The 23,732-nt window shown below is 66.2% G+C and carries 27 protein-coding genes and 3 tRNA genes; 20 read left to right on the forward strand and 10 right to left on the reverse strand.

The genetic code is table 11. The annotated features are described in order from the left end of the window. Positions 1 to 60: 60 nt before the first annotated feature. The 9 genes from M6E97_RS07230 (at position 61) to M6E97_RS07270 (ending at position 5,741) form a co-directional block, all read left to right on the forward strand. Positions 61 to 654, forward strand: coding sequence for an RNA polymerase sigma factor (locus tag M6E97_RS07230; RefSeq protein WP_003090892.1), 594 nt, complete (start codon positions 61 to 63; stop codon positions 652 to 654). A gap of 68 nt (positions 655 to 722) precedes the next feature. Next, positions 723 to 965, forward strand: coding sequence for a RebB family R body protein (locus M6E97_RS07235; RefSeq protein ID WP_003090893.1), 243 nt, complete (start codon positions 723 to 725; stop codon positions 963 to 965). A 30-nt stretch (positions 966 to 995) separates the two neighbouring features. After that, positions 996 to 1,628 carry a hypothetical protein gene (locus tag M6E97_RS07240; RefSeq protein WP_003108962.1) on the forward strand — a complete coding sequence of 211 codons (633 nt, stop codon included), beginning with the start codon at positions 996 to 998 and terminating at the stop codon, positions 1,626 to 1,628. A gap of 50 nt (positions 1,629 to 1,678) precedes the next feature. Next, on the forward strand, positions 1,679 to 3,820 hold the full coding sequence (locus M6E97_RS07245) for a hypothetical protein (protein WP_033937966.1): 2,142 nt from the start codon (positions 1,679 to 1,681) through the stop codon (positions 3,818 to 3,820). Between the two features lie 10 nt (positions 3,821 to 3,830). Further along, positions 3,831 to 4,025, forward strand: coding sequence for a hypothetical protein (locus tag M6E97_RS07250; protein ID WP_015502724.1), 195 nt, complete (start codon positions 3,831 to 3,833; stop codon positions 4,023 to 4,025). Between the two features lie 23 nt (positions 4,026 to 4,048). Further along, a complete protein-coding gene (locus tag M6E97_RS07255; RefSeq protein WP_003116567.1) occupies positions 4,049 to 4,288 on the forward strand; it encodes a hypothetical protein in 240 nt (79 codons plus the stop codon). 53 nt (positions 4,289 to 4,341) lie between these two features. Next, complete coding sequence (locus M6E97_RS07260) at positions 4,342 to 4,887, forward strand: hypothetical protein (protein WP_003090901.1); 546 nt, start codon at positions 4,342 to 4,344, stop codon at positions 4,885 to 4,887. 150 nt (positions 4,888 to 5,037) lie between these two features. Continuing rightward, positions 5,038 to 5,358, forward strand: a complete 321-nt coding sequence (locus tag M6E97_RS07265) for a RebB family R body protein (protein ID WP_003108980.1) — start codon at positions 5,038 to 5,040, stop codon at positions 5,356 to 5,358. A 62-nt stretch (positions 5,359 to 5,420) separates the two neighbouring features. After that, the gene (locus M6E97_RS07270; protein WP_003108983.1) at positions 5,421 to 5,741 is read left to right on the forward strand and encodes a RebB family R body protein; all 321 of its coding nucleotides are present in this window, start codon (positions 5,421 to 5,423) and stop codon (positions 5,739 to 5,741) included. A 209-nt stretch (positions 5,742 to 5,950) separates the two neighbouring features. Here the strand turns inward: M6E97_RS07270 and M6E97_RS07275 are convergent. The 3 genes from M6E97_RS07275 to M6E97_RS07285 form a co-directional block, all read right to left on the reverse strand. Next, positions 5,951 to 6,026 (reverse strand) — tRNA-Gly (locus tag M6E97_RS07275). A gap of 84 nt (positions 6,027 to 6,110) precedes the next feature. Further along, a tRNA-Gly gene (locus tag M6E97_RS07280) sits at positions 6,111 to 6,186 on the reverse strand. Positions 6,187 to 6,188: 2 nt separating this feature from the next. Further along, positions 6,189 to 6,264, reverse strand: a tRNA-Glu gene (locus M6E97_RS07285). Between the two features lie 217 nt (positions 6,265 to 6,481). Here M6E97_RS07285 and M6E97_RS07290 point away from each other — a divergent pair. Further along, positions 6,482 to 7,255, forward strand: coding sequence for a hypothetical protein (locus M6E97_RS07290; protein WP_003090903.1), 774 nt, complete (start codon positions 6,482 to 6,484; stop codon positions 7,253 to 7,255). A 61-nt stretch (positions 7,256 to 7,316) separates the two neighbouring features. Then, the gene (locus M6E97_RS07295; RefSeq protein ID WP_033937968.1) at positions 7,317 to 7,676 is read left to right on the forward strand and encodes a glutathione S-transferase family protein; all 360 of its coding nucleotides are present in this window, start codon (positions 7,317 to 7,319) and stop codon (positions 7,674 to 7,676) included. Positions 7,677 to 7,685: 9 nt separating this feature from the next. Here the strand turns inward: M6E97_RS07295 and M6E97_RS07300 are convergent, their stop codons facing one another. Then, a complete protein-coding gene (locus M6E97_RS07300) occupies positions 7,686 to 8,168 on the reverse strand; it encodes a GAF domain-containing protein (RefSeq protein WP_003090905.1) in 483 nt (160 codons plus the stop codon). Further along, positions 8,165 to 9,055 carry an ATP-binding protein gene (locus M6E97_RS07305; protein ID WP_003090906.1) on the reverse strand — a complete coding sequence of 297 codons (891 nt, stop codon included), beginning with the start codon at positions 9,053 to 9,055 and terminating at the stop codon, positions 8,165 to 8,167. The genes M6E97_RS07300 and M6E97_RS07305 overlap by 4 nt, the downstream gene beginning before the upstream one ends. An 82-nt stretch (positions 9,056 to 9,137) precedes the next feature. Here M6E97_RS07305 and sagS point away from each other — a divergent pair, with 82 nt between their 5' ends. Next, positions 9,138 to 11,498 (forward strand): two-component system sensor histidine kinase/response regulator SagS, encoded by a 2,361-nt coding sequence (sagS, locus tag M6E97_RS07310; RefSeq protein ID WP_003130830.1) that lies wholly within the window; start codon positions 9,138 to 9,140, stop codon positions 11,496 to 11,498. Between the two features lie 18 nt (positions 11,499 to 11,516). Here the strand turns inward: sagS and ospR are convergent, their stop codons facing one another. The 3 genes from ospR to msrB form a co-directional block, all read right to left on the reverse strand. Beyond that, positions 11,517 to 12,008 (reverse strand): hydroperoxide stress response transcriptional regulator OspR, encoded by a 492-nt coding sequence (ospR, locus tag M6E97_RS07315; protein WP_003090908.1) that lies wholly within the window; start codon positions 12,006 to 12,008, stop codon positions 11,517 to 11,519. Next, entirely contained in the window at positions 12,005 to 12,490 is a 486-nt protein-coding gene (locus M6E97_RS07320) for a glutathione peroxidase (RefSeq protein ID WP_003090910.1), read from the reverse strand. Before M6E97_RS07320 ends, ospR begins: the two co-directional genes overlap by 4 nt. 111 nt (positions 12,491 to 12,601) lie before the next feature. Beyond that, the gene (msrB, locus tag M6E97_RS07325) at positions 12,602 to 13,000 is read right to left on the reverse strand and encodes a peptide-methionine (R)-S-oxide reductase MsrB (RefSeq protein WP_003090911.1); all 399 of its coding nucleotides are present in this window, start codon (positions 12,998 to 13,000) and stop codon (positions 12,602 to 12,604) included. 184 nt (positions 13,001 to 13,184) lie between these two features. Between msrB and M6E97_RS07330 the strand changes: the two genes are divergently transcribed. The 4 genes from M6E97_RS07330 to M6E97_RS07345 all read left to right on the forward strand — a co-directional run bounded on the left by M6E97_RS07330 (position 13,185) and on the right by M6E97_RS07345 (position 17,176). Continuing rightward, positions 13,185 to 14,396 carry a pyridoxal phosphate-dependent aminotransferase gene (locus M6E97_RS07330; protein WP_003090913.1) on the forward strand — a complete coding sequence of 404 codons (1,212 nt, stop codon included), beginning with the start codon at positions 13,185 to 13,187 and terminating at the stop codon, positions 14,394 to 14,396. A gap of 50 nt (positions 14,397 to 14,446) precedes the next feature. Next, positions 14,447 to 14,899 carry a hypothetical protein gene (locus M6E97_RS07335; RefSeq protein WP_003115276.1) on the forward strand — a complete coding sequence of 151 codons (453 nt, stop codon included), beginning with the start codon at positions 14,447 to 14,449 and terminating at the stop codon, positions 14,897 to 14,899. A 133-nt stretch (positions 14,900 to 15,032) separates the two neighbouring features. Next, positions 15,033 to 15,908: a protease HtpX gene (gene htpX / locus M6E97_RS07340; protein WP_003090915.1), complete on the forward strand. Its 876-nt coding sequence runs from the start codon at positions 15,033 to 15,035 to the stop codon at positions 15,906 to 15,908. Between the two features lie 140 nt (positions 15,909 to 16,048). Further along, positions 16,049 to 17,176 (forward strand): M14 family metallopeptidase, encoded by a 1,128-nt coding sequence (locus M6E97_RS07345; protein ID WP_034005352.1) that lies wholly within the window; start codon positions 16,049 to 16,051, stop codon positions 17,174 to 17,176. A 31-nt stretch (positions 17,177 to 17,207) separates the two neighbouring features. On the opposite strand, the gene M6E97_RS07350 is transcribed toward M6E97_RS07345, so the two are convergent. Together M6E97_RS07350 and M6E97_RS07355 are read right to left on the reverse strand one after the other, a co-directional pair. Then, entirely contained in the window at positions 17,208 to 17,864 is a 657-nt protein-coding gene (locus M6E97_RS07350) for a thiopurine S-methyltransferase (RefSeq protein WP_034005351.1), read from the reverse strand. A gap of 55 nt (positions 17,865 to 17,919) precedes the next feature. Further along, positions 17,920 to 18,366 (reverse strand): universal stress protein, encoded by a 447-nt coding sequence (locus M6E97_RS07355; RefSeq protein WP_003138749.1) that lies wholly within the window; start codon positions 18,364 to 18,366, stop codon positions 17,920 to 17,922. A gap of 156 nt (positions 18,367 to 18,522) precedes the next feature. On the opposite strand from M6E97_RS07355, the gene M6E97_RS07360 reads away from it, so the two are divergent. From M6E97_RS07360 to M6E97_RS07375, 4 genes are all read left to right on the forward strand, one after another. Continuing rightward, positions 18,523 to 19,455 (forward strand): LysR family transcriptional regulator, encoded by a 933-nt coding sequence (locus M6E97_RS07360; protein ID WP_034005350.1) that lies wholly within the window; start codon positions 18,523 to 18,525, stop codon positions 19,453 to 19,455. Between the two features lie 137 nt (positions 19,456 to 19,592). Continuing rightward, positions 19,593 to 21,185, forward strand: a complete 1,593-nt coding sequence (locus tag M6E97_RS07365; protein WP_023106275.1) for an MFS transporter — start codon at positions 19,593 to 19,595, stop codon at positions 21,183 to 21,185. Between the two features lie 11 nt (positions 21,186 to 21,196). Continuing rightward, positions 21,197 to 22,261 (forward strand): HlyD family secretion protein, encoded by a 1,065-nt coding sequence (locus M6E97_RS07370; RefSeq protein ID WP_021264961.1) that lies wholly within the window; start codon positions 21,197 to 21,199, stop codon positions 22,259 to 22,261. Next, positions 22,258 to 23,697, forward strand: coding sequence for an efflux transporter outer membrane subunit (locus M6E97_RS07375; protein ID WP_003090923.1), 1,440 nt, complete (start codon positions 22,258 to 22,260; stop codon positions 23,695 to 23,697). Before M6E97_RS07370 ends, M6E97_RS07375 begins: the two co-directional genes overlap by 4 nt. The last annotated feature ends 35 nt before the right edge of the window (positions 23,698 to 23,732 follow it).

Genomic DNA, 23,732 nt, shown 5'->3' on the forward strand with positions numbered 1-23,732 from the left:
TCGCCCACCGCCCGCCTCACAGACTGCTCGCCGACACGAGCAACCAGGGAGGTAGCGGTTATGGATCGTCCGAATCAGCCAGGCGGCAACGAAACCGGTTCCGATCGCCTGTTCGAGGAAAGCTGGCGTGCCGCGCAGGCTGGCCTGCGCAAACGCGCACAACGCCTTGCGCGCGGCAACAGCCATCGGGCCGAAGAATGGCTGTCGAGCACCGCGGTCAAGGCGCTGCTGTTCCTGCGCCAGTCACCGGAGCGGGTACGCGACCCCCAGGGCTTCCTGTTCCTGGTCCTGGAACACGTCTACCTGGACAGCGCGCGCCACCAGATCCGCGAGGACCGCCTCATCGACCGCGGCATCGACCTGCACGATGGCCAGTTGGAGCGCTTCGCCGCCGTCGGCTCGCCTCTGGAACGCCTGGAGCAGCTGGAACGTCTCGACCAGGTGGACAAGGCCCTGGCCTCGCTGTCGCGCCAACAGCAGCAGCTCTTCGAACTGCGCTTCATCGAGGAACTGCCCTATGCCGACATCGCCAGCCAGCTCGGCATAGCCCCGCCGCTGGTGCGCAAGCGCGTGCAGTTGCTGCGCTCGCGGCTGAGCGCCGACTTTTTCGCCGGCGACGTTTCACAAGACAGACGCAGCCGCGTTCATTCCTGACAAGCGAGTCGAGGCCCGTGCGACCGGCCCCCTGCCCGACGAGCACCTGCCCATTCAAGGAGAGTCCCATGGCTGACCCCACGGCTGTGAATGCCCAGATCACCGATGCCGTCACCCAGACCAACGTCAAGGTGGTCGCCGAAGCCCCGGCCCAGGCCATCGCCGCGCTCTACCAGATCGCCAGCCATTCCGCCGGCCTGTCCCTGCAGAACGCAGTCTACAGCCAGCAGGCCCTGAACCAGATCTCCACCGCGGTGGTTTCCAAGGCGGTGTCGATGATCATGGCGATAGAAGACAAGAAAGGTATCTGACCCGCCCCTTGATCCCAGGAGTGCCCAGACATGTTCGGCTTCGGCAAGAAATCCGCGCCCGCGCCCGCGCCATCCGGCGACAGCGAGCAAGCCGCCGCCCCCGGCGAGGCCGGCCGGCAGACGCCAGCCAGCGGCGGCAGGGCGTCCGCCAACGGCGACGTGAAGCTGCCGTCGCGCCCTTCGCCGCTGGCCGGCATGAGCGAGCGCCTGCTCAAGCAGACCGAGGCGCCGCCGCCGGACACCAGCGCCCTGAACAGTCAAGTCGTGCAGGCGGTGCAGATGAGCAACAGCGAAACCGCCGGCTATGCGCCGTCGCAGATCGCCATCGCGCCGAACATGATGATCAGCCAGGCCTCCGGGCTGGTGGCGCAATCCGCCGCCAGCTACTTCGACGGAGTCAGCAAGATCGCCCTGGCCAGCCAGGCGATCCTGCTCCGGCAGATGACCCAGAACATCGCCGAAAACAAGCTGGCCCAGGCTGCCGAGGACGCGCTCGGCGCCCTCGCCACCGACCTGCTGATGGGCGCCGCCGCCGCGGTAGCCGCGGCGGCCGGGGCGATCGAGGCGGAATCGGCCAGCTTCGCCATCGACAAGATCGACCAGAGCATCGCCAAGTACAGCGAGACCCTCGCCAGTCGCGGCGGCAAGGACACCCAATCGTAGCCACCACCGGCTGGGCCGGCGGCGTCCGGCCCTGGCACAGGAGAGCCGTCATGGCCTATTTCAAGCTGGAAGAACCGGTCAGGTTCCATCGCTATCCCTTCGACTTCCATAGTCACTTCGCCGGCATCCTGCCGGTGGAAAGCAACAGCCGCTGGACGCGCGACCGCCGGGTCTTCCGCGTCGGCGAGCGGCAGGTGAGCCTGGAGAAAGGCCAGGAGCTTTCCCTGATCGGGCTGCTGATGAGTGCCCGCGGCGTCGCCCCGGACGTCGATGGCAAGGCGCTGGAGGAGGCTCGCCAGGCCGCGCACTATGAGCTGTTCGAACTGGCTCTGCAGCGGATGGTCAGGCGCAATCCGTTCGCCGCGACCGACCGTCAGGGCTACCTGCGCGGCGAATGCGCGGCGGAGAACATCTATCTCGCCTGCCTCATCCTGGCGCAACGTTTTGGCCGGACCTCGCCGCCAGCGGCCATCGACCAGCCAGCGATCTACCTCGGCACCCTGGAACTGCTCGGTGCGAGCGCGGTTCGCGACAGCGAGACGGACCAGTTCGTCCGCTACTTCAACCGCAAGATCTGGAGCGGCAACAAGTACACGCCGTTCGACGACGCCTACTGGGCCCGCGGCGCCATCCGCGATCGCCATCCGGGCGAATTCGCCTGCCTGACGCTGGGGTTCCTCCTCCACGAAGGAATCAGCCATACCCAGACGGCGACGGGGGAAGACGAGGTGGCCGTCCTCGATTCCCTGTTCGAACAATTCAACGCCTCCGAGAAAACCGCCTACCGCCTGCTCGCCCACACCGCGCATGGCTATGCCAGCGAAGCCGCCTTCGATGCCGAGCTGCACAGGATCCTCCGTCATTTCGAAATACAGCAGGGGCAGCCACCGCAGGCCCGGCTGGTCGGCATCGACCTGCTCGGCATGGAGACCGCTACCGGCCTGTACCGACAGTTCTTCGACTTCCTCCTCGGACAGGCCGCGGTGTTTCGCCGCTACCTGGACGGCAAGCCGGAAACCCGCAAGGTGGTCCTGCACATCCATTGTGGAGAGGGGACCGGGGTGTCCGACGACAACCGGTCGCTGTGCGGTTACTTCCTGCGCAACGCCAACGCGCTGGACGATTTCTACGCAGCGCTCTCCGCCTATGCCTGGAAGTGCTATGGCAACACCATCCGCCAGGTCAAGGCGCGGCTACGCGAACGGGAGAACCTGCAGGACCGTGACAAGGCGCCCAGCGCCCTCGCCGGCCTTTTCGACGAACTGTTTTTCGGCAACAGCCTGACCGCCTCCGGCCTGCGGCTACGCCGCTTCGACATCACCAGCGGGACTACCCAGGCCCTGGTCGCCTACTACGCCCGCACCAACGTCGTGAACCTCTGCCAGGCGCTGGCCAGCCGCGACGCCGACGGCAACAGCTACTACCGCCGCCTGCTGGAGAGCGATCTGTTCAGCCTGCGCATCGGCCATGCCTACTACTACCGCAACTATCTGGCCAGCAAGTTCTCCGAGCTGTGCTTCGACACCAACCTGGGAAGCAATTTCATTACCGGCGCCTCCGGCCTCTTCGACTCGCTGCAGGAATACCGCCTGAACCGTGGCCTGCGCCATCTCGATGGATACGTCGGCACCGACCAGCTCAAGGAACTCAGTCTGGCCATCGCCTACCAGGGCGAACAGCGCCTGGACCCACAACAGATGCAGTACGTCCATGCCCTGGCGGAAAGCCAGAGCGGCTTCGACGAACTGGGCGAACACCTCCCGGGTACACCCGGCTGGGCGAAACCCGCGCTGGAACAGTTCTTCGCAAGTCAGTGCGCGCTCTACCGCTCCGAGGAGGATCGCTACTTCCAGTTCGAAGCCTACCGGCGCCTCTTCGCCCAGGTCCTCAACTGGCGCTCCTATCTGCTGGGCGCCGACGGCCAGGGTGTCGAGCACTCCAACGTACAGGACGAAGCGATCCGCATGGCGCTCCTGCTCAACTATGCCGCCGCGGACCGCCACGGCCGGGTTCCGGCCGCTTCGCTGGAGAATGCCCAACGCCTGCTGGTGCAACTGGGCAGCGCCTACTGGGAGGAAACCATCGGCGCCGTCGACCTGGCCGGCGCGCCCCATCGGGACCGAGAGCTGCAGCGCTTCGAAGGATTCGCCGCCCCCGCCTCGGTCGTGCGCATCTCCACCCGCAGCAGTTGAGGAGCGACCGATGAGCGCCTACGCACGCTACATCAGACGCCGCGCGCTCGCCGCCGCGGACCGCCCGGCGCAGCGTTCGCCGGACGCCAGCGAGGAGGCACGGGACCAACCGCACCCCAGCGGGCCGGCGAGCGGAAAGCGTCTGCTGGAAATATCGGACAGCGATGCGGCCAAGCTCTTGGCCGTGCTGAAACTGCTCGGATGAGCACCTACCCCAGGAGAAGCGTCATGAAGGAAGAACTCGAAACCCTCGTCACCCAGGTCAAGGCACTCCTCACCGAATGCCTGCAAGGCTGGCTCCAGGCCCTGTCCCAGGGAGACAGCGTGGACGACCCGGCCAGCCTCGGACAGTTGGCGGTGCAGTTGAGCACCGCCTACAGCACCCTGCAGGCCGCTGCCGCCGCCTACCCCGGCGATACCGGCGGCAGCGCGCAGGCCCCCTCGGCGGACGGCACGCAGCAGTACTGAAGCCTCGCCACGACACCCCGCGCACCGCGCGTCTATCGCAGAGGAGTCCGCGCATGTCGATCTCGGAAGAATTGGGAAGGAATCTGGTACAGCTGGCGCAACGCTGGCTGAAACGCCCCCTCACCAGCGAAGAACACGAGCAGTTGAGACAGTTCCAGCTCGGCCTCGGCAACGACGCCAGCAGCGATCCGGCCGTGCACGCGCGACAGCAGGCCGAACAGGTGATCGAGAACGGCCGGCAGCGTTCCGAAGGCTCCATCCGCCAGATCCTGCAGAACGTCCAGCAGGCCTCGACCCAGGCCCTCCGCGCCCAGGACAGCGGCGAGCAGGCGATTCTTGAGGCGGTCAATGCCGCCGGCAGCCTGGCCGAACTGCGTCCCGGCCACCTGCAGAGCGGCCAGGCAAGCGCCAACCAGTTGGTGATGTCGCAGATTGCCGACCGCCTGGCCAACCTAGTGAAGAGCGAGGTACGCCTGTGCTTCGAGCAGAACTTCGGCTCGCTCAAGCAGCAACTGGAGAACGCTATCGCCATCTTCAACCAGAGCAACCACAACACGTCCGCACCGCCGCCGGACAAGCCCGACCCACCCGCCGCATGAGACCGCACCGACAAGCGCCCCGCCTCGCGGGGCGCTTGCATTTTCGCCGCCCGCCAGGCCTGGCGCCGACGGATTCACAACTCCCTGGCTGGAGCGTTCATCAAGACAGCACGACATGAGCCGTGCCGTTCACTCACAGGGAGTCACATCATGAGTTTTCCGACCGCAGTCAACGACCAGATCACCGATGCCGTCACCCAGTCCAACGTCAAGGTCGTCGGTGAGGCGCCAGCCATGGCGCTGGGCACCATCTACCAGACCATGGCCCACTCCACCGGGATTCTCTTCGAGAACGCGGTGAGCGCCCAGCAACAGCAGAACGCCCTGGCCCTGGCCGCCTCCAACATGGGCGTGATGCAGATCTACAGCCTCGACACCGCCGCCGATGCCGGAGCCACCGAGAAAGTCGGCCAGTTGGGCGTGGCCGACAACCTCACCAGCCTGCTGACCGTACTGAAATCCTTCACCTGAGCCTGACCCGCCGGGTCCAAGCAATCGCCGTACATCCTTCGCAATGATTCAGGAGAATCACCATGAGCTTCCCAACCGCAGTAAACAACCAGATCACCGATGCCGTCACCCAGTCCAACGTCAAGGTGATCGGTGAAGCCCCGGCCATGGCGCTGGGCTCGATCTTCCAGACCATGGCCCACTCCACCGGCATCCTGTTCGAGAATTCGGTAGCTGCCCAGCAACAGCAGAACGCCCTGGCCCTGGCCGCTTCCAACATGGGCGTGATGCAGATCTACAGTCTGGATACCAGCGCCGCCGGCGGCGCCACCGAGAAGATCGGCCAGCTGGGCGTGGCCGACAACCTCACCAGCCTGCTGACGGTGCTCAAAGCGCTGCCCTGATCGCCGCCGTCGCTACACCAGAGAAGGCCACTCCACGAGTGGCCTTTTTCGTCTCGACGATCGAGCGAGCAGATGCGGAGGGACAGCGGCCTGCCGAGGGGAACATGGGGGGAATCGGGAAAAGCACCAGGGCGGTGCGGATCGCAGAAACGAAAAAAGGGCCCGAAGGCCCTTTTCTCTTCGACCCAGGCCGAAACCTGGATCATGTTTGGAGCGGGAAACGAGACTCGAACTCGCGACCCCGACCTTGGCAAGGTCGTGCTCTACCAACTGAGCTATTCCCGCGTTACAACTTGTTGCCCGTTCGGCCGAAACCGAACCTTTGACGCCTAACTTTCACCAACCCCGCCGAAGCCAGGCTGTAGAATTTGGAGCGGGAAACGAGACTCGAACTCGCGACCCCGACCTTGGCAAGGTCGTGCTCTACCAACTGAGCTATTCCCGCAATGGCGTCCCCTAGGGGACTCGAACCCCTGTTACCGCCGTGAAAGGGCGGTGTCCTAGGCCACTAGACGAAGGGGACGCGGCCCGGAACTTACAACAGATCTTTCCGGCTTCCAGTGTTTCGCGTTTGGCTTCACGCTGGAAGTGGCGCGCATTTTATGGAGCGTCCGGGGAGGCGTCAACCCTTCTGAGAAAATTTTTTTAAATCAAAGACTTCTGTGCAAATAATGAGCTGCTGCTATCAGTGGTAGCACCAAGACATTAGACTGAGAAAATTCTTACAGCGGAGTCCCAAGGTGTCGCCACTCCTCATTACCGCCCTCATCATCGGCGGGATCGCCCTCCTAATCGCCATTGGCTATATCAACCACGTGGTGGAAAACAGCAAGCTGGAGAAAGCGCGCCTGAAAGCCGAACTCAACGACCGGGTCCGGCGCTGCGCGCAGATTTCCGAGAGCCTTCCCGGCCAGTTCGTCAGCCCGTCGCTGAAGCTGTTGATGAGCCAGATCGAGCTCAGCCTCAGCGAGCAGCAACTGGCGCTGGAGAAGAAAGCCGATGCCGGGCTCAAGGCTCGTATAGAAGAGTTGCGCGCGCTGGTCGCCAAGGGCGAGTCGATCCCGGTGCGCAATCCGCCCCAGGCGATCCTGACCGAGGACAAGGCCAAGGAAGTCCGCTTCCTCTTCGAAGCCCTGCATGCCCAGCTCACCCGTTTCACCCAGGACGGCCACCTGCCGCGCAGCGAGGCGCAGATCTGGGTCAAGGAGATTCGCCACCTCCTGGTGCGCCTGCATATCGAGTTCTTCGGCAATCTCGGCCAGCAGGCCCTGCAGCAGAACGAACCGCGCCAGGCGCGCCTGGCCTTCGAACGCGGCGCCCAGTACCTGCGCAAGCAGCCCGAGCTGGCGCGCTACCAGGCGGAGCTGCAGCAGATGGAAGCGCAGCTGGCCCGCGCCAACGCGATGGTGCTGAACAACAGCCAGCCGGCGAGCGAGGAGCCCAGCGAACTCAACGAGGGATTGAAGGCCCTCGATGCAGACGACCTGTGGAAGAAGAAGAACGTCTACGACTGATTCCGGCCTGCCCACGGCAGCCGTGCTATAACCCAGGCTCATATCGACCGAGGAAATCGTTATGAGCCTGACACTCTACGGAGCCCCGCTGTCTCCGTTCGTCCGCAAGGTCCGCCTGCTCCTGGCCGAAAAGGGCCTCGACTACCAGTTGGAAGCGATCGCCCCGTTCGGCCAGCCGGCCTGGTACCGCGAGATCAGTCCGCTGGGCCGCATCCCGGCGTTACGCGACGGCGACCTGGCCCTCGCCGACCTGGCGATCGCCAGCCAGTTGGTCAACCTGCGTCACGCCGGCGAAAACCTGGACGAGCAACGCTGGCCGGCCCTCGCCGCGCATTTCGCGCGGATGCTCGAACGCCCGGCGATGCAAGCGCTGCTGCCGGGGGAACGACGGACCCTCGACAAGCTCGCAGCGAAAGCCTGAACGCGTCGCTCAGCAGTCCGTCAGGCGCAGGAATATCTCCACCAGGCCTTCGATCCCGGCCTGGTCCTCGGCGCTGAAGCGTCCCACGCTCGGGCTGTCCAGATCGAGCACAGCGACCAGGCGGCCGTCCTTGAGCAGAGGCACCACCAGTTCGCTGCTGGAAGCGCTGTCGCAGGCGATGTGGCCGGGAAACGCGTGGACGTCGTCGACCCGCTGGGTCAGCCGGGTACGCGCCGCGGCGCCGCAGACGCCCTTGGAGAAGGGAATGCGGACGCAGGCGACCTTGCCCTGGAACGGTCCCAGGACCAGTTCCTCGTTGCGGTTCAGATAGAAGCCGGCCCAGTTCAGGTCGCCCAGCTCATGGAAGAGAAAGGCGGAGAACTGCGCGGCGTTGGCGATGAAATCGCGCTCGTCGGCGAACAGCGCCTCGGCCTGCGCCGCCAGCAGGGCGTAGCCGGCCAGCCCGGCGCCAGATTGCTGCAGATCGATCATGCCTGGCGCTCCAGCAGTTGCTTGCCCACCCAGTAGCGGGAGAACTGATAGGCGCAACGGCCGTTGCGGTTGCCGCGGCCAAGCGCCCAGCGGATCGCTTCCTTCTCCAGTTCCTCGCTCCAGCTCCAGGCCAGCCCGGCCTTCTCCGCGAGCACGTCCACCCAGTGGCGAACCACGCTGAGGAAATGCTCCTGGGTGAAGGGATAGAACGACAGCCACAGGCCGAAACGGTCGGACAAGGCGATCTTGTCCTCCACCGCTTCGTTGGGATGCAGCTCGCCGTCCACCATCTTCCAGTTCTCGTTGTCGCTCTGCTTCTCCGAAACCAGGTGCCGGCGGTTGGAGGTGGCGTAGAGCAGCACATTGTCCGGCGCCTGCTCCAGCGAGCCGTCGAGCACGCTCTTGAGTACCCGGTAGTCGCCTTCCCCGGCATCGAACGAGAGGTCGTCGCAGAACAGCACGAAGCGCTGCGGCAGGCCTTGCAGTTGCTCGACCACGCGCGGCAGGTCAGCCAGGTGGTCGCGCTCGATCTCGATCAGGCGCAGCCCGGCGCCGGCCAGCTCGGCCAGCAGCGCACGAACCAGAGAGGACTTGCCGGTCCCGCGGGCCCCCCAGAGCAACGCGTGGTTGGCCGGCTGGCCGGCGACGAACTGGCGGGTGTTGCGTTCCAGTTGCTCGCGCTGCCGCTCTACGCCCAGCAGGTCGGCCAGGCGCAGGTCGAGGCTGACCTCCAGCGGCTGCAGGTAGCCACTGCGGCCGTCGCGGTGCCAGCGCGCCGCCAGGCTGCGCTCCCAGTCGACGGCTTCGCGTACGGCCGGCAGCAGCGGCTCCAGGCGCGCGAGCACGCTTTCGGCGCGGGCAAGAAAATCGCTCAATCGGGAATCCACTCTGTTCTCCTCGGATCGGACTGACGTCACGGATCGATCATCGGTTGCGCCCAGGAACCCCGACAGACGGTCGGGATGGGCTATGCTAGGCGGCAGAACCTCGCCAAGGCTGATCCCCGCCCCCATGGATATAGCGCTGACCCATCGCCTGTCGTTCAAACAGGCCAGCCTCACCGTGCTGGTGGCCTTTATCCTGGGAACCCTGCTCAGCCTGATTCAGGTTGGCGTCGATTATGCCAGCCAGGACGCATCCATCAATCGCGAAGTGCGCGCGCTGCTGGACGTCAGCCACAACCCCGCCGCGCGAATCGCCTACAACATCGATGCGGAGCTGGCCCAGGAGCTGGTCCTCGGCCTGCTGCGTTCGCCCGCCGTAGTCCGCGCGGAAATCATCGACACCTCCGGCCTGCCGCTGGCCAGCGCCTCGCGCGAACCCGCCGAAAGCCGCCTGCGGCCGCTCAGCGACTTCCTCTTCGGCCACAAGCGGGTCTACGAGGACCCGTTGCATGTCGACCATGCGCCGGGCGAGGCCCTCGGCGTACTGCAGCTGGAAATCGACACCTTCGTGTTCGGCAACGACTTCCTCCGTCGCGCCGGCATCACCCTGCTCTCCGGCTTCGTGCGCAGCCTGCTGCTGTCGCTGATCCTGCTGGTGCTCTTCTATACCCTGCTGACCAAGCCCCTGGTCAGCCTGATCCAGGCCCTCAGCGGACACGATCCACGCTCGCCGGCACGCATGCGCCTGCCCTGCCCCAAGGGCCACGAACGCGACGAGATCGGCGTGCTGGTGGAAGTCATCAACCGCCAGCTCGGGCGCATCTCGGTAGAGATCGAACAGCGCCGGGAGGCGGAGAACCGCCTGACCCAGTACCTGGAGGAGCTGGAAAGCATCGTCGCCGCCCGTACCGCCGAGCTGAAGGCCGCCAACGCGCGCCTGACGCTATCCAACCAGGAACTCGAAGAAGCCCGCCAGACCGCTCTCGATATGGCCCAGGCCCGCGCCAGCTTCCTGGCCAACATGAGCCACGAGATCCGCACGCCGCTGAACGGCCTGCTCGGCATGCTCTCGCTGAGCCTCGACGGCCCGCTCACCCCGGAACAGCGCCAACAGCTGTCGATCGCCCACGACTCCGGCAAGGTACTGGTGGAATTGCTCAACGACGTGCTCGACCTCTCCAAGTTCGAGGCCGGGCAACTGGTCCTGGAACAGATCCCGTTCGACCTGGGCGTCCTGGTGGAAGACACCGCCAGCCTCCTCTCGCAGAACGCCGCGGCCGGCGTGGAGTTGACCTGCCTGGTCGACCCCGCCCTGCCCGCCCAGGTTTCCGGCGACCCGACGCGGATTCGCCAGGTCGTCAGCAACCTGCTGTCCAACGCGCTGAAGTTCACCCGCCTGGGGCGGGTCGACGTTCGCGTGGAAGCCACCGCCGAGGGTGTGCGCATCAGTGTGCGCGACACCGGCATCGGTATCGCCCAGGAGGCGCTGGATCGCATCTTCCAACCGTTCACCCAGGCCGACGCGGGTATCACCCGCCAATACGGCGGCACCGGCCTCGGCCTGGCCCTCACGCGCAAGCTGTGCGAGGCCATGCAGGGCGAACTGACGGTGGAGTCGACGGTCGGCCTGGGCAGCCTGTTCAGCGTCGGCCTGCCGCTGGCACCGGTCAGCCCTCCGCTACAGGCGCTGCCGCTGCGCGGCCGGGTGATCGCGCAATGCTCGGCCAACAGCGGGCTGGCGCAGCTGCTGCAAACCTGGCTGCCGCGCTGGGGCCTGGAGTACAAGCGCCTGGAGACCGACGACAGCCTGCTCGGCCACTCGCTCGACGTACTGATATCGGATTGCCCGGACTGCCTGATGGGACTGCGTCCGAGCATCGGTACGCCGATCCTGCTGGTCACCGCCTACGGCAGTTTCCTCGAACCGGAGCTGGCCCGCCGCCTGTCGCCGTTGCGCCAACTGGCCAGGCCGCTGAGTCGCAACCAGTTGTACCAGGCCCTGAAACACGTGCTCGAACACACCGCCATAGCCCCGTCGAGCGCCTCGGACACCGCGGGAGAACAGCGCAACACCCGGGTCCTGCTGGTGGAGGACAACCCGGTCAACCAGTTGGTCGCCAAGGGTCTGCTGCACAAGCTCGGCTGCCAGGTATGGATCGCCGAACACGGGCTGAATGCCCTGAAGATGCTGGAGGAGCATCCCATCGACCTGGTCCTGATGGACTGCAACATGCCGGTGATGGACGGCTACGAAGCGACCCGGCAGATCCGCGACAGCGGACGCTGGGGCGGCCTGCCGATCATCGCGCTGACCGCCAACGCCCTGCCGGACGAGCGCGAACGTTGTCGTGCCGCCGGCATGGACGACTACCTGGCCAAGCCCTTCCACCGCGACGAACTGAAGGCCATCCTCGACCGCTGGTGCCCGCTCACCGCGGGCGACTAGCCGGTCTCGCGACGACGGCTAGCCTCCCACCACCAGGCGAAAACGCGACAGCAACCCGCCCAGGCGCTGGTGCAGGTCGAACATCTCGTTGAGGTCGAAACCGGTGCTGCAGATCAGTTGCTGGCGCAGCGGAATGACCCGTTCGCGCAAGGTGATCCCTGGCACCGTCAGCGCCAGGTGCACCTCCCGCTCATCGTGGCTGGCGCGACGGCGATCCACCAGGCCGAGCTGTTCGAGGCGCTTGAGCAAGGGCGTCAGGGTTCCCGAGTCGAGCAGCAGGCGGTCGCCCAGGGCCTTCACCGTCGGCTGCTCCGGCGGGCTCGCATGCCACTCCCAGAGCACCAGCATGACCAGGTACTGCGGATAGGTCAGGCCGATCTGTTCGAGCAGCGGCCGATAGCCGCGAATCACTGCGCGCGAGGCGGCGTACAGCTTGAAACACAGCTGGTTGTCGAGCAGCAGCGATTCTTCGACGCCATCCGGCCTGGCGACTTTTCCCCGGGTGCTCATTCAAGCAGCGCCTCGATCGCCGAGCTCAGCTCCTCCGGCTTGGTGGTCGGCGCGTAGCGCTTCACCACCTGGCCATCGCGGCCGATCAGGAACTTGGTGAAGTTCCACTTGATGCCCTGGCTGCCGAGCAGGCCCGGCGCGCGCTTCTTCAGGCTGACGAACAACGGGTGGGCGCCGGCGCCGTTGACCTCGATCTTCCTGAACAGCGGGAAGCTCACCCCGTAGTTCAGTTCGCAGAACTGCGAAATCTCGCCCTCGTCGCCCGGTTCCTGCTTGCCGAACTGGTTGCAGGGGAAGCCGAGCACCACCAGTCCGCGCTCACGGTATTTTTCCCACAAGGCCTCCAGCCCCTGGTACTGCGGGGTGAAGCCACATTTGCTGGCGGTGTTCACCACCAGCAACGCCTTGCCGCCGAAATCGGCCAGGGTCTTCTGTTCGCCCTTGATGGTGGTGCAGGGAATGCTCAGCAGCGAATCGCTCATGGCTTGTCTTCCTTGTTGAGGGTGGGTCTCGAAACAAAGTAGCTCGCAATTCAATTGCACACAACTTGATTGAATGAAAAACGACCCGAACCAAAGACGGGTCGTCGCTCTCTAGCTCTCCCGCGGCACCAGCTTCAGCGAGGCCGAGTTGATGCAGTAACGCAACCCGGTGGGCCGGGGGCCATCCGGGAAGACGTGCCCCAGGTGGGCATCGCAGCGGCCGCAGCGGACTTCGATGCGGTGCATGCCGTGGCTGAAGTCGTCCAGTTCGCGGACCGCCTCGGCGTCCACCGGCTGGAAATAGCTCGGCCAACCGCTGCCGGAGTCGTACTTGGCGTCGGAGTCGAACAACGCCGTGCCGCAGCAGGTGCAATGATAGATCCCGGGGGTCTTGGTGGCGTGGTATTCGCCACTGAAGGCGCGTTCGGTACCGCCCAGGCGACAGATGTGGAACTGCTCTTCGGTCAACTCCTCGCGCCAGGAGTCCAGGGGTTTGTCGATCTTGCTCATCGGCTCTACCTCGCGATCTGAAAAATGCCCGGCGCTCCCTTTTCCGGGGGACGGGCCGCACGTATCATGCGTGCTCCTTATAGACGCCAGTCTGTCATCCGCGTTACAGCCTGCCAAGCCGCGATCCAGCGGGCTTTTCGCAGCCTGTTCCACGGTGTTCGCTCACTTCGGGACTCGACACATCATGCAGGTCAGCAAATCGAACAAGCTCGCCAACGTCTGCTATGACATTCGCGGGCCGGTGCTCAAGCACGCCAAACGCCTAGAGGAAGAGGGTCACCGCATCCTCAAGCTGAATATCGGCAACCCGGCGCCGTTCGGTTTCGAAGCTCCCGAGGAAATCCTCCAGGACGTCATCCGCAACCTGCCGACCGCCCAGGGCTACAGCGACTCCAAGGGTCTGTTCAGCGCGCGCAAGGCAGTGATGCAGTATTACCAGCAGAAGCAGGTGGAGGGCGTCGGCATCGAGGACATCTACCTCGGCAACGGCGTGTCGGAACTGATCGTGATGTCCATGCAGGCGCTGCTGAACAACGGCGACGAGGTGCTGATCCCCGCTCCCGACTACCCGCTGTGGACCGCCGCGGTCAGCCTCGCCGGCGGCAAGCCGGTGCACTACCTGTGCGACGAGCAGGCCAACTGGTGGCCGGACCTCGAAGACATCAAGGCGAAGATCACGCCGAACACCAGGGCGATGGTGATCATCAACCCGAACAACCCCACCGGTGCGGTGTATTCCAGGGAAGTGCTGGAAGGCATGGTCGAGCTGGCCCGCCAGCACAACCTGGTGCTGTTCTCCGACGAGATCTACGACAAGATCCTCTACGACGGCGCCGTCCACGTCTCCACCGCCTCGCTGGCGCCGGACGTGCTCTGCCTGACCTTCAACGGCCTGTCCAAATCCTACCGGGTGGCCGGCTTCCGCTCCGGCTGGGTGGCGATCTCCGGACCCAAGCAGCGGGCACAGAGCTATATCGAAGGTCTCGACATCCTCGCCAACATGCGCCTGTGCGCCAACGTCCCGGCGCAGCACGCGATCCAGACCGCTCTGGGCGGCTACCAGAGCATCAACGATCTGGTCCTGCCGCCGGGGCGCCTGCTGGAGCAGCGCAACCGCGCCTGGGAACTGCTCAACGACATCCCCGGCGTCAGCTGCGTGAAGCCGATGGGCGCGCTGTACGCCTTCCCGCGGATCGACCCGAAGGTCTGCCCGATCCACAACGACGAGAAGTTCGTCCTCGACCTGCTGCTCTCGGAAAAACTGCTGATCGTCCAGGGCACCGCCTTCAACTGGCCGTGGCCCGACCACTTCCGGGTGGTCACCCTGCCCCGCGTCGATGACCTGGAGCAGGCGATCCTGCGCATCGGCAGCTTCCTCAAGGGCTACCAGCAGTAACCCCCCGCTCCCGCGGCGCCGCTGGCGCCGCCCTGCCCGGCGACCCATCCATGGACCTGCAGATCGACGACTTCCACAAGGACGCCGCTGGCGGCCTCCTGCTTCTCTACCAGGCGTTTCCGCGCAAGACCGCGCTCTACGTCGAAGACCTGATCGGCCGCGAGGCGCCGGACGAGTTCGGCCTGCCGAGCAAACGTCACCAAAGTTGTCTGGGCGCGTTGCTCTGGCTCGCCGAGGAAGGCTACCTGCGCTTCGCCAACACCATTCATTACGAGGCTCTCGACCAGGCGGTGCTCAGCGAAAAGGCCTTCCTAAGACTTACCCGTATCGTCCCCCGGGCCGCGGCGGCGCTGGCCGAGGCGCCGGCCAGCGTCCGCCGCGAACAGGCCAGCCTGGCCAACCAGTTGCGCCAGGCGCTGGCGCAGGGCGACGGCGAACGCCTGGCCGGGCTGACCCGCCTGCTGTTCGAGGGCAACCTGGGCGCGCAAGGCGACACAGTTTGAAATAGTCCCTCGATTGAACCGCCATGGACCGCCCCTTATATAACCCCGCATGATTATCAGGAGCCCGTTCGCCCGCCCCGGCGGCCTGCGAACCGCGCTCCGTGCCTTCAGCCGTGAGGAGAAGCTTTACACCATGATGCGCATCCTGTTGTTCCTGGCCACCAACCTGGCAGTCCTGGTGATTGCCAGCATCACCCTGAAACTGCTCGGGGTGGACCGCTTCACCGGCCAGAATTATGGCAGCCTGCTGGTCTTCTGCGCCGTGTTCGGTTTCGCCGGTTCGCTGGTCTCGCTGTTCATCTCCAAGTGGATGGCGAAGATGAGCACCGGTACCGAAGTCATCAGCCAGCCGCGCACCCGTCACGAACAGTGGCTGCTGCAGACCGTCGAAGAGCTGTCCCGCGAGGCCGGCATCAAGATGCCGGAGGTCGGCATCTTCCCCGCCTACGAGGCCAACGCCTTCGCCACCGGCTGGAACAAGAACGACGCGCTGGTCGCGGTCAGCCAGGGCCTGCTCGAACGTTTCTCGCCCGATGAGGTGAAAGCCGTCCTCGCCCACGAGATCGGCCACGTCGCCAACGGCGACATGGTCACCCTGGCGTTGATCCAGGGCGTGGTGAACACCTTCGTGATGTTCTTCGCGCGAATCTTCGGCAACTTCGTCGACAAGGCCATCCTGAAGAACGAGGACGGCCCGGGCATCGGCTACTTCGTCGCGACCATCTTCGCCGAACTGGTGCTCGGCATCCTCGCCAGCATCATCGTCATGTGGTTCTCGCGCCGCCGCGAGTTCCGCGCCGACGCCGCCGGCGCCCACCTGGCCGGCACCGGCGCGATGATCGCCGCGCTGCAACGCCTGCGTTCGGAACAGGGCGTGCCGGTGCAGATGCCCGACACCCTGAACGCCTTCGGCATCAATGGCGGCCTCAAGCACGGCCTGGCCGGCCTGCTGATGAGCCACCCGCCGCTGGAAGATCGTATCGAAGCGCTGCGCGCCAGCGCACGCTGATCCGCTTTCACACTTGGGACAGGGCGACCATCGGTCGCCCTTTTTTTATGCCCGGGAAAGCCACCTATCCATGGTCGCTTTGACAGCCGCGGGCCAGCCCCGGAACATGCGGGTCCGTGATTTCGCCCGATGAGGTTCCCATGCAGATCCGCGCCGATTTCGACAGCGGCAACATCCAGGTCATCGATGCCAGCGATCCCCGCCGGATCCGCCTGGCGATCCGTCCCGACCTGGCCAGCCAGCATTTCCAGTGGTTCCACTTCAAGGTCGAGGGCATGACTGCCGCCACCGAGCACCGCTTCACCCTGGTCAACGCCGGCCAGTCGGCCTACAGCCATGCCTGGAGCGGCTACCAGGCAGTCGCCTCGTACGATGGCGAACGCTGGTTCCGCGTACCGACGCAATACGACGCCGACGGCCTGCATTTCCAGCTGGAACCGGAGGAAAGCGAGGTCCGCTTCGCCTACTTCCAGCCCTACAGCCGCGAACGGCATGCCCGCCTGGTCGAACGTGCGCTCGGCATCGAGGGCGTCGAACGGCTCGCCGTCGGCACCAGCGTGCAAGGCCGCGACATCGAATTGCTGCGGGTCAGGCGCCATCCCGACAGCCACCTGAAGCTGTGGGTCATCGCCCAGCAGCATCCCGGCGAACACATGGCCGAATGGTTCATGGAAGGCCTGATCGAGCGCCTGCAGCGGCCGGACGATACGGAAATGCAGCGCCTGCTGGAAAAGGCCGACCTGTACCTGGTGCCGAACATGAACCCGGACGGCGCGTTCCACGGCAACCTGCGCACCAACGCCGCCGGCCAGGATCTCAACCGGGCCTGGCTGGAGCCGAGCGCCGAGCGCAGCCCGGAAGTCTGGTTCGTCCAGCAGGAGATGAAGCACCATGGCGTCGACCTGTTCCTCGATATCCACGGCGACGAGGAGATCCCCCACGTATTCGCCGCTGGCTGCGAGGGCAACCCGGGCTATACGCCCCGCCTGGAACGGCTCGAGCAACGCTTCCGCGAGGAACTGATGGCGCGCGGCGAATTCCAGATCCGCCATGGCTACCCACGCAGTGCGCCGGGCCAGGCCAACCTGGCGCTGGCCTGCAACTTCGTCGGGCAGACCTACGACTGCCTGGCGTTCACCATCGAGATGCCGTTCAAGGACCACGACGACAACCCGGAGCCCGGGACCGGCTGGTCCGGCGCCCGCTCCAAGCGGCTCGGCCAGGACGTCCTGAGCACCCTTGCGGTGCTGGTCGACGAACTCCGCTGAAAATGGACGGGGCGCCGCGCGGCGCCCCGTTTCAGCCTCTCTCCAGCAGGTAGACGGCCTCGTTCAGCCAGGACACCCCGCGCTCGAGGAATTTCCAGTTGACGCCGAGCACGTCGCCGCGCTCCAGTTCCTCGATCCGCCAACCGCCAGCGTAGTAGCCACGCACCTCCTCGTCGGGCACGGCGAACGGCGGACCGGCCATCTCCGCCTGCGGGTAGTCGATGGTGACCAGCAAGCCGAGGCTGCGCGTCGGCAGGACCGCCTGGAGATGCCCGGCATAGCGCTCGCGCATCTCCGGCGGCAGGGCGATCAGCGCGGCGCGGTCGTAGAACGCCCTGCACTGCGCCAGGTGCTCTGCCTGCAAGGCGAAGAAATCACCCTGCAGCAGGGTGATGCCGGCGACCCGGTAGCGGCGGAAACCACCCAGTTGATCGATCTCGGGGCGCAGGTCGTGCTCCTCGAAGAAGTCGCTCACGGCCTTTTCCGAAAGCTCCACCCCCAGCACCTCCAGTCTCTGGGCGGCCAGCCAGGCCAGGTCCAGGGTCTTGCCGCACAACGGCACCAGGATCCGTTCGCCCGCTTGCAATCGCAGCCGCGACAGGTGGCGCATCAGGTAGGGATTGATCTCGTCCAGATGGAAGCCGATCTGGTTGTTCGCCCAGCGGGCGTGCCAAAAATCCGCCTGCATCCTGCCCTCCGCATTCGTGGAAAAACCCGCAAGGTGGCGACAATCGGCCGGCAGGTCAACTCCCCTGCGCATCTTCCTCGCGCACTTCCACCAGCACCGGACACGGCGCCTCGCGGATCACCCGGTCGCCGACCGAAGGATCGAGCAGGCGCTCCAGCCGTCCCAAGTGCCGATGGCCGATGACGATCAGCTCACAGCCCAGGCGCCGCGCCTCGCCCAGGATCACCTGCACCGGGTCGCCGGCGCGTAGCTCGGCCCGTACCTCCAGCTCGCACCCGGCTAGCAGCGCACGGGCCTCGTCGAGCACCTGCCGGGCCTCTTCGCACTCGTGCGCGGCGGGCGGATAGTCGAGCAGCGTCGGCCGGCCCGGCAACGCATAGCCGGCGTCCACCGCGCACAGCAGGTGGACCCGCGCGCCCGGCGCGGCGGCCTGCCGCGCCAGCTCGGCAATGCGACGGGTCTGCGGGCCGCCGTCGATGGCGACCAGGAGTGTATGGAACATCGGCAAATCCTCGGACAGGGCGTACACCGGCATTCTTCGGTAGCCACCGGCGCGCGTAAAGGCATCGCGGACGCAATCCAGCAATGCAGCGAACGCACGCCTGGGAGAGCAAAAGACTGCACCTTGCGCACTCAAGGGTGCTTATACTTCCACTCCATGCATCTTCCCGATATGAATCTCCTGGTCGCCCTCAACGTTCTTCTCGAAGAGGGCAGCGTGGTCGGAGCCGCGCGCCGCATGCACCTCAGCCCACCGGCGATGAGCCGTACCCTGTCACGGATCCGCGAGGCGGTAGGCGATCCGATCATGGTCCGCGCCGGCCGCAAGCTGGTGCCCACGCCCCGCGCCCTGGAACTGCAGGAGCAGGTCCGACAACTGGTGGATCAGGCCCGCGACCTGTTCAACACCCGCGAGACCATCCAACTGGACAAGCTGGAGCGCTGCTTCACCCTGCGTTCCAACAACACCCTGGTCGGCGGTCTGGCCACCCGCATACTGGAAATCTTCAGCAAGGAAGCGCCACGCTGTACCCTGCGCTTCGCCCCGGAATCGGACATAGACGACGAAGCCCTGCGGCAGAACCGCATCGACCTCTACATCGGCGCCTCGTCCTGGATGGAGCCCGAGGTCAAGACCCAGCAACTGCTCACCACCCGCTTCGTCGGCCTGGCCCGCCAGGGGCATCCGATCTTCGACGGCGACATCACCCCACAGCGCTTCGCCGCCTTCCCCCACATCAGCGTCTCGCGCCGCGGACTCCACCACGGCCCGCTGGACCAAGCCCTGGGAGAGCTGGGGGTGACCCGCCAGGTCAAGCTGGTCTGCGCAACCTTCCACTCGGCGATCTTCGCCCTGCCCGGTTCCGACCTGCTGCTGCCGATCGCCGAGCACTCCCTGTGGCGGGCCAACCGACTGGGCCTGAGCCTGCGCCAGTTCGACATCCCGGTGCCATTGAAGACCGTGATGGTGGTCCAGGCCTGGCATCCACGCTTCGACAACGATCCCGCGCACCGCTGGTTCCGGCAAACGGTCAAGCGGCTTTGCGAGGAAGTGCAGAACGATCCCCATCCGCTGCTGGGCTCCAACTGATATAGATGCGTAAAACGCACTGATTCATTTCGATCATTTCAATTTTCACACTATCTGGACGCCCCTAGACTGCGGCGGAAATCAGAAGAGTTTCCGCCCATGCCTTGTTTCCCCACCCTCGCCGTAGCGAGGTCGCGATGACTTCGCTCGCCACCCCGCTCGGCCAGCCGACGCCAACCGCAGCCCCCGCCGCCCAGCCTTTCGGCGCGCGCATCGTGGTCGGCCTGCTCGGCGTGCTGCTCGCCTCGCTCACCGCCGGTCTCAATGGTCATGTCACCGAGATCGCCATGACCGATGTGCGCGGCGCACTCGCCATCGGCCATGACGAAGGCACCTGGCTGACCGTGCTCTACGAAGCCACCCAGGTCGCCGCCATGGCATTCGCGCCCTGGTGTTCGGTGACATTTTCCCTGCGCCGCTTCACGCTCTTCGCCATCGGCGGCTTCGCCCTGCTGGCCCTGCTCTGTCCGTTCGCGCCGAACCTCGAGAGCCTGCTGGTCCTGCGCACCCTGCAAGGGTTGATGGCCGGCTGCCTGCCGCCGATGCTGATGACCGTGGCGCTACGCTTCCTGCCGCCGGGGATAAAACTCTACGGCCTGGGCGCCTATGCCCTCACCGCGACCTTCGGGCCCAACCTGGGCCTGCCACTGGCGGCGTTCTGGTTCGAATACGTCGGCTGGCAGTGGGTGTTCTGGCAGGTCATTCCGCTGTGCCTGGTGGCGATGGCCGCAGTGTCCCATGGCCTGCCCCAGGACCCGGTGCGCCTGGAACGCTTCCGCCAGTTCGACGGCATCGGCCTGCTCACCGGTTTCCCGGCGATCTGCGCCCTGGTGATCGGTCTGCTGCAAGGCGAACGCCTGGACTGGTTCGAGTCGCCGCTGATCTGCCTGCTGCTGGGCAGCGGCAGCCTCCTGCTGGGGCTGTTCCTGGTCAACGAATGGAGCCACCCGCTGCCGTTCTTCCGCCTGCAGTTGCTGAAGCGGCGCAACCTGACCTTCGCCCTGATCACCCTGGCCGGCGTGCTGGTGGTGCTCGGCGCGAGCATGGGCGTGCCGACCGAATTCCTCGCCGAAATCCGCGGCTACCGTCCCCTGCAGAGCGTACCCATGGTGTTGCTGGTGGCTCTTCCGCAGCTCGTCGCGCTGCCGCTGGTGGCGGCCCTCTGCAACATCCCGCGGGTCGACTGCCGCTGGGTGCTGGCCTGCGGCCTGTGCCTGTGCGCCGGTGCCTGCCTGAGCTTCAGCCAACTGACGGCGGACTGGGTGCGCGAGGACTTCTACCTGCCGATGCTACTACTGGTGGTCGGCCAGCCGATGGCGGTGATTCCGCTGCTGATGCTCTCCACCAGCGTCATCGCGCCCATCGAGGGGCCCTTCGCCTCGGCCTGGTTCAACACCGTCCGCGGCTTCTCCGGGGTAGTCGCCACCGCGGTGATCGGCGCCCTCGGCACCGCCCGCGAGCACTACCACTCCAACCGCCTGGTGGATCACCTGGGCAATGCGTCCCAGGCCGTCGAACTGCGCCTGCAACAGATCGCCGGCCTGCAACCGGGCGCCGACTCCGGCGCGCACTGGCAGCACCTGGCCGAACAGGCCCGCCAACAGGCCCAGGTGCTGGGCAACGCCGATGTGCTGCTGGCGATGGCCGGCCTGGCCTGCGCCCTGCTGATCCTGATTCCGATCCTGCCGCAACGGGCCTACCCGCCCCGCCCGGTCGCTCCCACACACTGAAAGGTCGCTGTATGTCGTTCATCACTTCGCGCAAGGGCAGCCTGCTGCTCGCCGCCCTGCTGGTCCTGATCCTACTGGTCTACCTGCTGTTCCACCTGCTCGCCCCACGGGTCGTGCAGAGCACCGACGACGCCTATGTGCACGCCGATTTCACCCTGGTCGCGCCGAAAGTCGCCGGCTTCGTCCAGGACGTTCTGGTCGAGGACAACCAGCCGGTCAAGGCCGGCCAGTTGCTCGCCCGCCTCGACGACCGCGACTTCCGCACCGCCCTGGCCGCCGCCGAAGCCGACGTGCTCGGTGCCGAGGCCAACCTGGCCAATGCCGAGGCCAACCTGCAACGCCAGCAGGCGCTGATCGAACAGGCGCGGGCCAAGGTCCGCGCCGAGCAGGCCGAGCTGGTCTTCGCCCGTCACGAGCAAAGCCGCTACCAGACCCTCGCCAGCAAGGGCGCCGGCAGCCTGCAGAACGCCCAGCAGGCGCAATCGCGGATCGATACAGCCAGCGCCCGGCTGGCCGAGGGCCAGGCCGCGGTGGATGCCACGCGCAAGCAGGTGAGCGTCCTCGAAGCCCGCGTCGGCCAGGCCCGTGGCGACCTGCAACGCATGCAGGCGCGACGCGACCAGGCCCGCCTGGACCTCTCCTACTGCGAACTCCGCGCGCCCTTCGACGGCCAGGTCGGCCGCCGCCAACTGCGCGTCGGCGCCTATGTCACGCCGGGCAGCGCGCTGCTGGCGGTGGTGCCCCTGCAGCAGGCCTACGTGGTCGGCAATTTCCAGGAAACCCAACTGACCCACGTCTCTCCCGGACAGGCCGTGGAGATCCGCGTCGATACCTTCCCCGGCGAGGTTCTGCGCGGCCATGTCGACAGCATCGCCCCGGCCACCGGCCTGAGCTTCGCGCCGATCGCCCCGGACAACGCCACCGGCAACTTCACCAAGGTGGTCCAGCGGATCCCGGTGAAGATCGTTCTCGAACCGCGCCAGGCCATGGCGGGCAAATTGCGCGTAGGCATGTCGGTGGAAGCGCGGATCGACACCGCGACCGGCACCCACTCCGCCGAGGTCGCCCAGCAATGAAAGGCACTCCGCTCCTGCTTATTGCCAGCCTTGCGCTCGGCGCCTGCAGCCTCGGCCCCGACTTCACCCGCCCGGACCGCCCTGCGCCCGGCGACTGGTCGCTCCAGGCCGCTGCCGGCAACCCCAGCCACCTCGCCGCCGCGCCACTCGCAGCACAATGGTGGACGCTGTTCGACGACGCGCAATTGAACGCCCTGCTGCAACGGGTCCAGCGTGCCAACCTCGACCTGCGCAGCGCCGCGGCGCGCCTGCAGCAGAGCCGCGCGATCCGTCGCAGCCTCGGCGGTGACGCCCTGCCCTCGGTGGACGCCAGCGGCAACTACCAGCGCCAGCGGACCACCAGCGCCGGCCTGTTCGATCCTTCCGGCAAGGCCGGCAAAGGCAACTACAACCACGCCCTGGCCGGCTTCGACGCCTCTTGGGAGCTGGACTTCTGGGGCCGCGTGCGACGCGAGCTGGAAGCCGCCGACGCGACGGTGGAAGCCAGCGAGAACGAACTGCGCGACGTGCAGGTCTCGGTGCTGGCGGAAGCCGCGCGCGACTATATCCAGTTGCGCGGCGAACAGAGCCGTGCGGCGATCATCCGTGACAACCTCGAGACCGCACGGCGCAGCCTGGAACTCACCCGCACGCGCCTGGCCAACGGCGTCGCCACCGACCTCGAGGTAGCCCAGGCGCTGGCCCAGGTGGCCAGCATGGAGGCACGCCTGCCCGAGGTGGAAAAGAACCAGGCGCACCTGGTCAACGCCCTTGGCTACCTGGTCGGAGCCAGCCCCGGCAGCCTGCTCGCCGAACTCGGCCCGGCGCGGGAGATTCCGCGTCCGCCGGGCAGCGTGCCGGTCGGCCTGCCGTCCGAACTGGCCCAGCGCCGCCCCGACATCCGTCGTGCCGAAGCGCGCCTGCACGCCGCTACCGCCAGCATCGGCGTGGCCAAGGCGGACTTCTATCCGCGCATCACGCTCAACGGCAACTTCGGTTTCGAATCCCTGCAACTGTCCAGCCTGGGCGACTGGGACCATCGCCAGTTCGCCATCGGCCCGGCGTTCAGCCTGCCGATCTTCGAAGGCGGACGCCTGCGCGGACGCCTGGAGCTACGCGAGGCACAGCAGCAGGAAGCCGCCATCGACTACCAGCGCACCGTGCTGCGTGCCTGGCAGGAAGTCGACGACGCGATGCACGACTACGCCGCCAACCAGCGCCGCCAGGAGCGCCTCGGCGAAGCCGTGGCGCAGAACCGCCGCGCCCTGCAGAGCGCCCGCGAGCAATACCGCGCCGGCGCGGTGGACTTCCTCAGCGTGCTCGACAGCCAGCGGCAACTGCTGGACAACCAGGAACAGCAGGTCGCCAGCGACGAAGCGGTGTCTCTGACCCTGGTCAACCTCTACAAGGCGCTGGGCGGCGGCTGGAGCCCAACGTCCGACCCGGCGTCGGGCTGAAACGACGCCGGGCGCGGACCGGCGAAGGAGTTGGA

Source organism: Pseudomonas sp. B111, from assembly GCF_026428275.1.
Lineage (GTDB): Bacteria > Pseudomonadota > Gammaproteobacteria > Pseudomonadales > Pseudomonadaceae > Pseudomonas > Pseudomonas aeruginosa.